Origin of the sequence: Trichococcus sp. ES5 (genome assembly GCF_900067165.1) — a bacterium.
Taxonomy (GTDB): Bacteria; Bacillota; Bacilli; order Lactobacillales; family Aerococcaceae; genus Trichococcus; species Trichococcus flocculiformis.
The window spans coordinates 51,657-64,312 of the sequence record NZ_FJND01000017.1 but is presented as its reverse complement, the minus strand read 5'-3'; the positions used below and the strand labels follow the sequence as shown (position 1 = coordinate 64,312).

Genomic DNA, 12,656 nt, shown 5'->3' with positions numbered 1-12,656 from the left:
CTTGTACTGGGGCTCTAAGGGATGAATCCCTAAGAGTCCCATGCAACTGAGCATCGAAGAGCGCAATTGCTGAGAGACTTTCTGCGTCAGCAGATTAGTCGAACAGTATGTCTTGGCTCGCAGAGACAAGAGGTTCCTTATTCTTTTTTCCGAAGGGCTAACCCGTGAAGCTGGACATCATTTTAGATGCATGAAACATGTTGCAATCTTGTGAAACACCTACGGTGATGCACTTCTGAGTTGAAAAAATTTATAAATTCCTATATGCTGAAAAAGGGTTCGTGGCAATGGTTGCCACGGACCTTTTTCTCTTTGATCAGCCGGAAGCGACTGGTTGTAGGCGACAGCCTATTTGTTTGGTATAATATACTTGAATGACCATATGTTTTTTGTATCGACCGCAAGAGCTGCGGGGGAGTTCATGATAGAATGCATTAACTTTTTATGGGAGGAATTAAAATGGATAGCATCAATAAAACAACTGCTTTGGAAATCTTGATGCAAGACGCTGAAAAGATCTACAAATTAATCAATAGCCAAAAAGAACACCTTTGTTTTGCGAACTGTCCGGCCTTTGAGGATGTGGTGGATACGCAAATGTACGGATTCTCACGTGAAGTTGATTACGCCGTAAAATTGGAGATCATCTCGAAGGAAGATGGACACAAGATATTGAGTGACTTGGAGGCTTCCTTGAACGCCATGTACACGAATTATTTTGATCAATCGAAAAACGATTCCGCCGACAAAGGGGTTTAGTTGTCCATATGATTAAAAATGCAATCAAGAAAAAATTCTCCTGTATGGATTGGCGCCTGCTGATTCCGTACATCATCCTGTCGGGTTTCGGGATTCTGATGGTTTACAGTTCCAGCAGTTATCGAGCCATGACTGATTACAACAATTCGGAATATTTTTTTTATAAGCAAATCATTTTTGCTTCATTGGGTTTGCTGGGTGCGCTGATTGCTTCCTTTCTGTCCAAACGAATATTCAAAAATGAGAAAACTTTGCGTTATGGTTTGAGAGTTCTTTTCGCCATATTGGCTTACTTGCTTTTATGGCCGGGTACCGCAACAAAAGGCGCGCGCGGCTGGATTTACTTCGGGACAATCGGGTTCCAACCTGCGGAATTCATGAAATTGAATCTGATTCTTTATCTGTCCTGGTTCATTTCCAAACACCAATCCCGCATCAATGCTGTTTTTTACGATACGATGAAGAAACCGCTCCTGATAACGGCGGCAGCAGTGATGATGGTGTTCCTGCAGCCCGATCTTGGGGGTGCTGCCATCATCGCCTTTATCTGTCTGGTCATGTTCCTCCACTGCGGCATCAAAGTCAAATATGGCATCATGACTTTCGGGGCTATCGGAGCGATATACGGACTGATCATCGTCGTGGTGAGGACATTCGGAAGCAGCATCCCTTTCTTCCATTCCTATCAGATAGAAAGGATCACATCATTCATCGATCCTTTTGCCGACATACAGGATTCCGGTTATCAAGTAGTGAATTCGTACTACGCTTTGAGTAGGGGCGGCCTTTTCGGTGTAGGCATCGGTGAAAGCATCCAGAAATCGGGCTATCTGCCGGAACCACACACCGATTTCATCTTGTCCATTGTAGGGGAAGAGCTAGGCTTGGTGGGAGTTGCGTTCGTTTTGGTGCTGTTTTTCTATATGGTCTATCGCATTTTTAAGAATGCGATCAAAATCAAAGATCCTTTTGCCCAACTGGTCTGTACCGGGATCGGTACGATGTTCCTGATACAGGGAGTCATCAATGTCGGTGGTGCGACCGGCTTGATGCCGTTGACTGGAGTCACTTTTCCGTTCGTCAGTTATGGCGGATCCAGCTTGTTGGTATCGGCCGTTTCGATTGGACTGGTCAACAATATGTACATCAATGATCAGATTTCCAAACAACCAAAATAAACAATAAAAAGAGCCGATTTTCGGCTCTTTTTATTTGAGTGGTTGCCCCGGTAGATAAACGTCCGGAATGCTTTTTGTATCTGACAAAAATAGAGTATAATAGTAGGTACCATGGTATTCTTTACCATATTCAACAATCAGAATTCACAAGGAGGGGTAGGCGTGAAATTTTCCATCAAAGTAGTGTCATTGTTCATTGTATTTATATTCATAGCTTATGCACTCCCTCTTTATTTGGACAACGATGAACGTATTGCGCCAACTTCAAGCATCGCGAGGAACGAGCAAACGGCCATTGATGAAAATGAAGGGTATCCTTTGCCGGTTACCGGCTATGAATCCTACATCGGTCAATCTATTACAGCCTACACAGCGAAGCACGGGCAGCCGAATCGCATTGGAAGAGCCTATGATGACAGTGAATGGTGGGTATTCGGGACAAATGCTGCGGACTATATCCAGATTGGTGTCAAGGAGGATGTCATCCGCTCCCTGTATATTTTGGGAAGCAAAATCGAAACGGGTATGTACACAATCGGTATGACCCAGGATAATGTACTCGATGAGGGTTATCTGGCAAGAGATTTTCATCTTACTGTCGGTGATACGCCTTATGAGTTAGCTCTATCGAAGCAACAAAAAGAAAGTACGCCGTTGATTCAGTTCGAGAACGACAGCTTTGTTATTTTGCTGTTTGATGATGTGACGAAGACAGTTTATGGGATGTATTTCCTTTCGAATGAGGCATTGTTGGATTTAGAATATTATTCTGTCGTTTCGGAAAAGGCATACGAAGTCGAGCATGATGACTGGGAGCGAAACATGGCTGCGGATTTGGAAAATATCCTTCAAATCAAAAGTATATTGGGCATATTGCGGGAGCGCAGGGGACTGACGATGTTCGAGGAATCCGAAGAGTTGATTATCGCTGCAAACGAGCTTATGCCGAGTGAAACAGACATCAATGATTTTACGGCAGCCTTCACTTTATCGGATCAACGCATCGAAAGAAAATTAGTGGATGTTGTCCCGGATAGACGAACAGCCTTTGTTTTTGATGATGACTGTTACAGTGTTCCCGCGCTTTTCCTGAAGGCTCTACAAGTGGATAATGTGATTTTCGACGACTATCTGACTCGTTACGCCGTCACAAGCAATGAGCACTATCAGTTGATCCTATTGAGCGAACAGCCTATCGGACCCTAAATAACGGTTGAGTCGGCTGCATTTTCGAGCTATACTACAAAGTAGACGTCATCAACATACACGAGGCAGGAGAATCAGATGATAATCAATGAAGAATACTTCGCGTTGGAAGACCAAGCACTCCAGCTGGTGGAAACAATCTGCAGCGGAGAAACTATGGCATCTTATAAGGAAGCAAGGCGACTTCTCTCACAAAATAAAGCGGCTAACGCCAAGATTAAGGCATTCAATGAAGCGAAAGAAGCATACGAGAGGGTAGAAGCCTATCCTGATTTTGCGCCGGATTATGCTGAAATAAAACAGCGCGTTTACCAAGCCAAACGAATCATGGACTTGGATGAATCAGTCTATCGCTTTCGGACAGCGGAACGCGAATTGCAATTGCTTTTGGATAAAGTTTCCGAGCGGTTGGCGCATGCCGTTTCACCAGATATATTGGTTTCTGCAGGAGACCCATTTTTTCAATCAGGGGATTCTAACATGCCTGCAGCTTGCCAGATACATATTTCCAGTAGGGGGTAAACATATGAGCTTAGAAGTGACCAAAAGGCAAGGCATCGTCGTCTGGGTCTATACCTTGAGACAAATCAAAAATTTAAAGAGATACGGTTATATCCATTATGTTTCCAACAGAATGAAGTATGTCCTGTTGTATGTCGACCAAGAAGAGGCGCAAACCACGGCCGAAAAATTGAACAGTCTGCATTTTGTCCGGAAAGTGGAAGTGTCGCATCGTCCTGAGATCGACATGACCCTGAAGAATGCTCTTCCTGACAGGAAAGATCGTAATAATCCTGAAGTGGAATACCACGAGTCGGCTTTTGAAACAAAGACTTATTCTTTTTAGTGGTGATCGGAAATAAAAAATACTTTTTGTAGGTGAGTGCAGATGCGGGTTATCGCAGGAGAATATAAAGGACGCAGATTAAAAAGCGTTCCTGGCAGCAATACGCGGCCAACAACGGATAAGGTAAAAGAGTCCTTGTTCAACATCATCGGTCCGTTTTTTGAAGGCGGAGTCAGCTTGGACATGTTCGCGGGCAGCGGGGGCTTATCGATCGAAGCAGTATCCCGCGGGATCGATCGAGCGGTGTTGTTCGAAAAGAACCGAAAAGCACTTGATACGATCAAGGAAAATATCGCAATCACGAAAGAAGCGGAGAAATTCAGCCTTTATCCGGGGGATGCGCGAAAAAATCTTCGTGTCTTCGCCTCGGAAAATCCGAAGACGCAATTTTCTTTGGTCTTTCTTGATCCGCCGTATGCTGATGAAAAGTCAGTTGCTGACATCACTGAAATGATCGCCTTGCAATTGGTCAATGAAGAGACCGTATTTGTCTGTGAAATGGCAAAAGAAAATACGTTGCCTGAACAGATTGGCCCGTACGGAAAATGGAAGCGTGCCGTTTATGGGACCATCGCTATCGAAATGTTCGACTACAATCAGGAAGGGTGATCCCATGAAAAAAACAGCGCTATTTGCGGGGAGTTTTGACCCTTTGACGAACGGGCACATCGATACGATTTCGCGTGCAGCGATTGTTTTCGACGAAATCGTTGTTGCAGTATCGACCAACACATCCAAGCAGTCTTTATTTGACGGTGAGGAAAGAATCCGGTTGGTCGCCGAAGCTTTGCGTGACTTTCCGCAGGTCCGCGTCGTCCGCCATACCGGGGGGCTTACCATTGAAATGGCAAGGGATGTCGGCGCCTGCGCGCTTTTGCGAGGGGTGCGAAACGTGAAGGATTTCGAGTATGAGCACAGCATCGCCTCGATGAACAAGCTGCAGGCCCCGGATCTTGAGACGGTGATCCTGTTGTCTTCGGAAAATTATCGGTACCTCAGTTCCAGCCTGATCAAGGAAGTCGCGATGTTCGGCGGGGATGTATCCACCTTGGTGCCGGCCAACATCAACGCCGCTATCCTTCAGAAATTCCAGGACAGCGCGTTCAAGGGTAAAAAAATATCGGAGTGAATCGAGCATTTACATAAGGTTGGGAGAGGAGCCGTTGGGTTCTTTTCCCAACCTTTTTGTTTTGGTGAGCAGATGGATCATATTTTCGGACGGCTGAATGTTTCTGCGTCTTTTCGCGTATGTTGTCAATGGATGCGAAAGGAGGGATAGTTTGGATGCTATTCGGGAATGGCTTGCTTGCCATAAACAGGAAGTGATCCGGTTTGCCGTTTTGTTTATGTTTATCGCCCTATGTCTCTTTGGCTTGGGCAGATTGATATACGGCAGCACGGCAGGAACCGACACAGGGGAGCTGCTGTTGGATGAAACCTACCTGGCGGTAAGCGCTGCTGAGTCTAATCAGTCGCCAGAGCAGCCGGAAGAGTCGGAGCCGGTCCAGGAAATTATCATCGTCGACATCAAAGGGGCCGTAAAAAATCCGGGTGTATACCGGGCTGAGGCCGATATGCGCGTCATTGACATCATTGATTTGGCGGGTGGCTTGAGTGAAACGGCTGATGCCGACACAGTGAATCTATCACAGCGTGTTGCGGATCAGATGGTCATCTATATTCCTGCTGTCGGGGAAGAAGCGGAGCGGCCGATTACGGTGGCGGAAAATCCGCTGGCCGAACAAGAGAGCGGAAATGGGGTGGCTGGAACCGAGAAAGTGGACATCAATACGGCGGATGCGGTATTGCTGCAAACATTGAATGGCATTGGTGAAAAAAAAGCCGCGCTCATCATCGCGTACCGTGAAGAGAACGGCTCTTTCCAGACGATCGAGGATATAATGGAAGTTTCAGGAATTGGTGAAAAAACCTTCGAGGGGTTAAAAGATCTAATCACGGTCGGCGCAAAATAAAATTGAATCAATAGAGCAGCTCTTGTATACTTAATTTTATATATGGATGGAGGTAACTACTGCATGGAAAGAATTCCTTGGAATCAATATTTTATGGCACAAAGCGTATTGCTCTCGCTGCGGAGCACATGTAAACGCTTGGAGGTCGGAGCCACAATCGTCAGGGACAAACGCATCATAGCCGGAGGATATAACGGGAGTGTTTCCGGCGATGTGCACTGTATCGATGAGGGCTGCTATGTCGTGAATGGGCATTGTGTCCGCACTATCCACGCGGAAATGAATGCAATCCTCCAGTGCGCCAAATTCGGCGCCCAGACAGAGGATGCGGAAATATATGTGACGCATTTTCCTTGTCTACAATGCACGAAGATGATTTTGCAGGCTGGGATCAAGAAAATCTACTATTTGGAAGACTATCACAATGACTCCTATGCCATTCATCTTTTGGATGCAATGGATATTCCTTATGAACAAGTCCCCCTCGATCCGGATTATTTTTATCAATTACTGAAACGAAAAGATCAACAAGATGATGACTCTGCTGCTTGTTGCGGTCATCATGACTGACCATTAAAGGCTATCTGCTTTTGCCTGCCTTGCTCGTCTTCCCAATAACTATTATTGGGTTCGACAAAAATAATTATTTTGCCTGGTTACTGCTAATCGTTATGTTTGTTCGACTCATTTTTATGCAAGAAAAGAGTCTGAATATTATTGCTGGCGCGGTTGTGATCGCAACACTTGCAAGCTTGTTGCTCCATTACTGGTCAAATGCGTCTGAGTTCACTTATCCGGAAGCGGAGAGAATCAGAACGGCTGCGCTGCAGTTGGACCCGAACGATATGCGGATCAACGGCGATTTGTTGACAGGGGAAGCCTTGTTGCAATCGGAAGACAAGGAAGAGACCGTTTATTTCTATTACACGATCGAAACGCAAGAGGAGAAGTTCAATTGGGAACAACAGCGATTTCCCCAGCAGGTCGTTGCCACAGTCCGGCTGGAGGAGCCGGAAGCTGAACGGAATCTGCACCAATTTGATTTTGAGGATTATCTGAATGCGAAAAGCATCCATTGGGTCGTCACGGTCGAAGCGATGCAGTTCCGGAGCGAGGATCGTTCTTTCCGGGCCTGGCCAAGCAGCATCAGGAGATCCATCATCTTGATGTTGGAAAAGTTGCCTGCTGTCCAGACGACCGACTACATCCAAACCATGTTATTCAATCAGTCGCATGCTATTGCGGGGGACACTTTGGATGCCTATCGCGGGATCGGTTTATTGCATCTTTTTTCCATCTCCGGTATGCATATCCAGCTCTTGTTGACCCAGGCGCGCTTTATCCTGCTGCGGATGAAAGTCAGCCACGAGACCACAAATAAGCTGCTGGTTGTGTTTCTGATCGCTTATGGCATATTGACCGGATGGGGAATCGGTGTCTTCCGGGCTATCTGCACGCATTTTATTCTTTTGATGGGGAAAATCACTGGGCATCGGATTGAAGCGAAGGATGCCTTTGCGCTTACGGTGATGATTGTTGTTTTATACAATCCGCTGCTGATTTATTCGGCAAGTTTTCAATTGAGCTATCTTTTGGCCGGAGTATTGTATTTCGTGGCTCCGGTCAGCTCGGAATGGGAAATGAACGGGCTATTGAAGGACGTCTGTTTGACGGCACTGATGACATTGGCGTCCTTTCCGGTCGTCGCCTATCATTTTTTTGAGGTTTCGTGGCTCGGGATCTTTGTGAATGTGATCTTTTCGTTCTTTTTTTCTTGGTTGCTTTTTCCGCTGTTTTGGTTGTTGTTCTTTGTCGTGCTTTTTTTTCCGGGAACTCCGTTGCTGGGATTGCTTTGCACCGTGTCCGATAGCTTGCTCACCTTGCTGGAAAACTTCGCTGGAGCAGCCGCGGATTTGGATTTCGCGTCATTGGTTACTGGAAGACCACCCGCTGTTTATTTTGCGCTAGTCTGGATCGCTTTGATTCTGCTCTTGCTGAGCGTTGAAAAGAAACAAAGGGATATCCGGGTGCTCGGTTTCCTGATGGCGGCGGTCGGTTTGTTTTTTTTCGCCCATCAGCTTGATCCTTCCGGAAAAGTCGTCATGCTTGATGTGGGGCAGGGGGATGCCATTTTGATCATAACGCCTTTTCATCGTCGGGCTGTGCTTATAGATACGGGTGGCATGCTGACTTTTGAAAAAGAAACCTGGCAAGTCCGAGAAACAGCGACCACCGCCGGCGAAAAGCTTGTGTCGATCATAAAAGCGGAAGGCGTGAAAAAATTGGACAGGGTCTTTCTGACGCATGCCGATCAGGATCATGTCGGTTCGTTGCGGGAACTAGCCGAAGGGTTGCCGATCGATGCGGTTTATTTCCCTAAAGGAGCGGAGGGGAATGCGGCTTTCGCCGCAGTGCTCCTTGAACTGCAAAGCCAGCATCAAGTGGGTCTCTTCCCTTTATTGGGCAAGGTCGATCTAGAGATTGATGCCGATTTTGTTTTTCACATCCTGGCACCTTTAGCGCCGGGTGAAGGCGGAAATGAGGATTCATTGGTCATCCAAACCAGCATAGGCGGTTTGGATTGGTTGTTCACAGGCGATCTCGGAGAAGAAGGTGAAGAGGTGCTGATGCGGACTTATCCTAATCTGAAGACCGATGTCCTGAAAATAGGTCATCACGGTAGCGCAACATCCAGTTCGGAAGGTTTCTTGGATCATGTCCAACCTGAATTGGCCTTGATATCGGCTGGAAAACAGAACCGGTATGGACATCCGGATGCGCAAATACTGGAACGTCTGGAATTGCGGAATATCCCTATATTTCGTACGGATCGACAGGGCGCTATCCACTTTTTGTATGGGTCAGAAGAAACAGAATGGCGAACCATTTTGGAGAACAAAAAATAAAAATGATGAATGGTGGTCCAAACGTGAATTATACAACGGAGATGTCCAAAATAAAAAAAGGTCAGCTTCAGCCGGTCTATTTATTTTTGGGCAAAGAAGATTTTTTTATAGAAGAAGCGAAGCAGCTGTTGCTGCGTACGGTGGTTGACGAAGCCGACAAGGATTTGAATGTCGGCATATTCAATATGGATGGGACGTTGTTGGATCGGGCTCTTGAAGATGCGGAGTCGCTGCCTTTTTTTGGGGAAAGACGTTTGGTCATTATCGAGAATCCGCTCTTTTTGACGGCCGAAAAATCCAAAAATGGACTGGAACATGATCTTGGTTGGCTGGAGAGCTATCTGGAGAATCCGGCGCCTTCAACGGTTCTGGCTATTTTTGCGCCTTACGAAAAATTGGACAGCAGAAAAAAAATAGCAAAACTTTTGACGAAGAAGGCTGTCACTGTGGATGTTTCTCCATTAGCGGAGAAAGAAGCCCGTAAATTTTTAGGGGACATGATCAAAAATGAAGGTTACCAGATGAACCGCGACGCACTCGAATTGTTTTACGAGCGGATCGAAAATCAACTGTCGCGGGGAATGAGAGAGTTGCCCAAGCTATTTCTTTCTGGATCTGAAGACAAAAAAGTCACCAAACAAATGGTGATCGACTTGATTCCTCGAAATCTGGAACAGAATATATTTGAATTGGTGACACAGGTTCTGAACAAGAACACGTATCTGGCTATCCAGATCTATCGGGATCTATTGCTCCAAAAAGAAGAACCTATCAAAGTCAACGCTATCCTTTTAGGGCAATTCCGGTTGTTGCTGCAAGTGAAGCTGCTTTCAAAAAATGGGTACCAACAAACCGACATCACCAAAGTATTGAAGGTCCATCCTTATCGTGTGAAACTTGCTTTCCAACAAGTGAGGCACCTATCCGAAAAAGTCCTGGCGGATGCTTTTCAGGGATTGGTCGAGACGGAATACAACATGAAGACAGGGCAAGGGCTGAAGGAAATACAATTTGAGTTATTTCTGATCCGCTACGCAAACGCAATGCCCAAGCAGTGAAAAATCATACGAAAAAGGCCGAAGACGGACCAGCTAAGCGGGTCTGTCTTCGGCCTTACGTTTTGAAGTCTCTTAAATCAAAAAATTATTTTGCTAATTTTTTAGTTAAACGAGAAATGTCGCGAGACGCTTTGTTTTGATGAATTAAGTTTTTAGAAGCTGCTGAATCGATAGATTTAACTGCTGCCTTCAATAATTCTTCGCTATTTTCAGCGCCTTCTGCTACTGCAGCTTCAAATTTCTTGATAGCTGAACGCATAGCGCTCTTTTGAGCGTTGTTTTTTAGGTTAGCTTTTTCGCTAGTGCGAACACGTTTGATTGCTGAATCGATATTTGGCATTGGGTTCACCCCTCTTTCCTTATTTCTATAACTATTAGGCTGTTTTGCCAACATGCCATATTATACATAATTTTGAGGGGTTGTGCAATAAAAAATGAAAGAGATTCCCTTTTATTCCTTGCGACACGGAATTTCTGTGCACATATTTCGTAATTTTTGCGTCAGAATCAGCCAAGGCCATGGTAAAGACTCCAGAGTGTACGAAAGTATGTTTGGGTGGTAAAATAATTGTAACAGTGAGTGAAGAGGTGAATCAGCTATTATGAAAGATCATTTTGAATTAGTTTCCCCATACAAACCAAGCGGGGATCAGCCGGAAGCCATCAAAGAGCTTGTTGATGGGTTGAATCTGGGCAGACGGGCGCAAACGTTGCTGGGTGCTACGGGGACCGGCAAGACTTTTTCGGTAGCAAACGTCATCCAAGCAGTGAACAAGCCAACGCTCGTCATAGCGCATAATAAAACGCTGGCAGGTCAACTGTATGGCGAATTGAAGGAGTTTTTTCCGAATAACGCCGTCGAGTATTTTGTCAGCTACTATGACTATTATCAACCCGAAGCGTATGTTCCCTCGAGTGACACTTATATAGAGAAAGAATCCAGCGTAAACGATGAAATCGATAAACTTCGTCATTCTGCCACCAGTTCCTTGTTGGAAAGGCGCGACGTGATTGTGGTCGCTTCCGTTTCCTGCATCTATGGTCTGGTGAACCCGTTGGACTACAAAGAGCATACGCTATCGTTAAGGCAAGGAATGGAGATGGAACGGAATGAACTATTGCGCAGGCTGGTTGAAATGCAGTTTGAACGCAATGATATCGATTTTCGGCGTGGAACGTTCCGTGTGCGCGGGGACGTTGTTGAAATTTTTCTGGCATCCCGCGACAACGAGGCCATTCGAGTCGAATTTTTTGGTGATGAAATCGATCGGATCAGAGAAGTGGATGTGCTGACCGGAGAAATCAAGAACGATGTCGACCATTTTCCTGTTTTCCCAGCCACTCACTTTGTGGCGAATGAAGAAAAAACCTTGCATGCCGTCGATATGATTCGGGCAGAATTGAAAGATCGCCTGAAGGTGCTGCGCGCTGAAAATAAACTATTGGAAGCCCAACGGTTGGAGCAACGCACCAACTACGACATGGAAATGTTGATGGAAATGGGATATTGCAACGGAATCGAAAATTATTCCAGACATATGGACGGGCGTGCTCCCGGAGAACCTCCGTATACGTTGCTTGATTTTTTCCCGGATGATTATTTGACCGTCATCGACGAGTCGCACATCACGATGTCTCAAATTCGCGGCATGTACAACGGTGACCGTTCGCGAAAGGAACAGTTGGTGGCGTACGGCTTCCGTCTCCCGAGTACTTTGGACAATCGCCCATTGACGTTGAAGGAATTCGAGGAGCGGGTCAACCAGATCATTTATATTTCAGCGACCCCTGGCCCATACGAGTATGAACAAAGCCCATATGTTGCCCAACAGATCATCCGTCCCACCGGTTTATTGGATCCGATTGTGGAAGTGCGGCCAATCAAAGGTCAGATCGATGATCTGATCAGTGAAATCAATTTGCGCGTCGAACGGAATGAGCGGGTCTTCATCACAACTTTGACGAAGAAGATGTCCGAAGATTTGACTGATTATCTGAAGGAAGTCGGCATCAAGGTAAATTATCTGCACAGCGAAATCAAAACGATGGAGCGCGCGGAAATCATCCGTAATCTCCGTTTGGGAGAATTTGATGTGTTGATCGGTATCAATCTGTTAAGAGAAGGGCTGGATGTTCCCGAGGTTTCGCTCGTTGCCATCTTGGATGCCGATAAAGAGGGTTTTCTGCGCAGTGAACGTTCACTTGTTCAGACAATTGGTCGAGCAGCAAGAAACGAGAACGGAAAAGTAATCATGTACGCAGACCGCATAACAGATTCCATGGAGCGGGCGATTAACGAAACCAACAGGCGCCGTGCGACGCAGGAAGCCTACAATGTTAAGCATGGTATCACGCCAAAAACAATCATCAAAGAAGTGCGTGATCGCATCCGTATCTCTCACGCTCCTGAAGAAGGCGACGGTGACGTAAGCATTCTAAGCATCTATAAAGCAATGACGATGGAACAACGCCGCGAAGCACTCGATCAACTGGACCGGGATATGCGGGAAGCGGCAAAAGCCCTCAATTTTGAAAAAGCTGCCGAAATCCGTGATATGGTGTTGGAGCTGAAAGCCGAATACAAAGGATTATAAAAAAGTGATTTTCACTTGCAATCGGTAAGGAATTACGATAAAATAGTCCTTGTATTATATATACGACCTTCAACTTGGTTAAACGATTCACCAACGTTCTACTCAGTTAAAGGTAACTTTATGAAAGAGGTGAAA

General features: G+C 45.8%; 13 protein-coding genes. 12 read left to right on the top strand and 1 reads right to left on the bottom strand.

From position 1 onward, the window contains the following. The first annotated feature begins 459 nt into the window (after positions 1–459). The 11 genes from TES5_RS11775 to holA all read left to right on the top strand — a co-directional run bounded on the left by TES5_RS11775 (position 460) and on the right by holA (position 9,927). Positions 460–759 (top strand): Fpa/YlaN family protein, encoded by a 300-nt coding sequence (locus TES5_RS11775; protein ID WP_068562191.1) that lies wholly within the window; start codon positions 460–462, stop codon positions 757–759. An 8-nt stretch (positions 760–767) separates the two neighbouring features. Beyond that, positions 768–1,937 carry a putative lipid II flippase FtsW gene (gene ftsW / locus TES5_RS11770; RefSeq protein ID WP_068562190.1) on the top strand — a complete coding sequence of 390 codons (1,170 nt, stop codon included), beginning with the start codon at positions 768–770 and terminating at the stop codon, positions 1,935–1,937. Between the two features lie 162 nt (positions 1,938–2,099). Next, positions 2,100–3,143: a CAP-associated domain-containing protein gene (locus TES5_RS11765; protein WP_068562189.1), complete on the top strand. Its 1,044-nt coding sequence runs from the start codon at positions 2,100–2,102 to the stop codon at positions 3,141–3,143. Positions 3,144–3,221: 78 nt separating this feature from the next. Continuing rightward, a complete protein-coding gene (locus tag TES5_RS11760) occupies positions 3,222–3,665 on the top strand; it encodes a YlbF/YmcA family competence regulator (protein ID WP_068562188.1) in 444 nt (147 codons plus the stop codon). Between the two features lie 4 nt (positions 3,666–3,669). Next, a complete protein-coding gene (locus TES5_RS11755; RefSeq protein ID WP_068562187.1) occupies positions 3,670–3,990 on the top strand; it encodes a YlbG family protein in 321 nt (106 codons plus the stop codon). 42 nt (positions 3,991–4,032) lie between these two features. After that, entirely contained in the window at positions 4,033–4,599 is a 567-nt protein-coding gene (rsmD, locus tag TES5_RS11750; protein WP_068562186.1) for a 16S rRNA (guanine(966)-N(2))-methyltransferase RsmD, read from the top strand. Positions 4,600–4,603: 4 nt separating this feature from the next. After that, positions 4,604–5,119 (top strand): pantetheine-phosphate adenylyltransferase, encoded by a 516-nt coding sequence (gene coaD, locus TES5_RS11745; protein ID WP_068562185.1) that lies wholly within the window; start codon positions 4,604–4,606, stop codon positions 5,117–5,119. 151 nt (positions 5,120–5,270) lie between these two features. Then, complete coding sequence (locus TES5_RS11740) at positions 5,271–5,963, top strand: helix-hairpin-helix domain-containing protein (RefSeq protein WP_232309372.1); 693 nt, start codon at positions 5,271–5,273, stop codon at positions 5,961–5,963. Positions 5,964–6,026: 63 nt separating this feature from the next. Further along, complete coding sequence (locus TES5_RS11735; RefSeq protein ID WP_068562184.1) at positions 6,027–6,533, top strand: ComE operon protein 2; 507 nt, start codon at positions 6,027–6,029, stop codon at positions 6,531–6,533. Positions 6,534–6,655: 122 nt separating this feature from the next. Continuing rightward, complete coding sequence (locus tag TES5_RS11730; protein WP_178137842.1) at positions 6,656–8,869, top strand: DNA internalization-related competence protein ComEC/Rec2; 2,214 nt, start codon at positions 6,656–6,658, stop codon at positions 8,867–8,869. A gap of 23 nt (positions 8,870–8,892) precedes the next feature. Next, positions 8,893–9,927 (top strand): DNA polymerase III subunit delta, encoded by a 1,035-nt coding sequence (holA, locus tag TES5_RS11725; RefSeq protein ID WP_083546522.1) that lies wholly within the window; start codon positions 8,893–8,895, stop codon positions 9,925–9,927. An 85-nt stretch (positions 9,928–10,012) separates the two neighbouring features. Here holA and rpsT read toward each other — a convergent pair whose 3' ends face one another. Beyond that, entirely contained in the window at positions 10,013–10,267 is a 255-nt protein-coding gene (gene rpsT, locus TES5_RS11720) for a 30S ribosomal protein S20 (protein ID WP_068562182.1), read from the bottom strand. Positions 10,268–10,529: 262 nt separating this feature from the next. Between rpsT and uvrB the strand changes: the two genes are divergently transcribed. Further along, positions 10,530–12,521, top strand: coding sequence for an excinuclease ABC subunit UvrB (uvrB, locus tag TES5_RS11715; protein ID WP_068562181.1), 1,992 nt, complete (start codon positions 10,530–10,532; stop codon positions 12,519–12,521). The last annotated feature ends 135 nt before the right edge of the window (positions 12,522–12,656 follow it).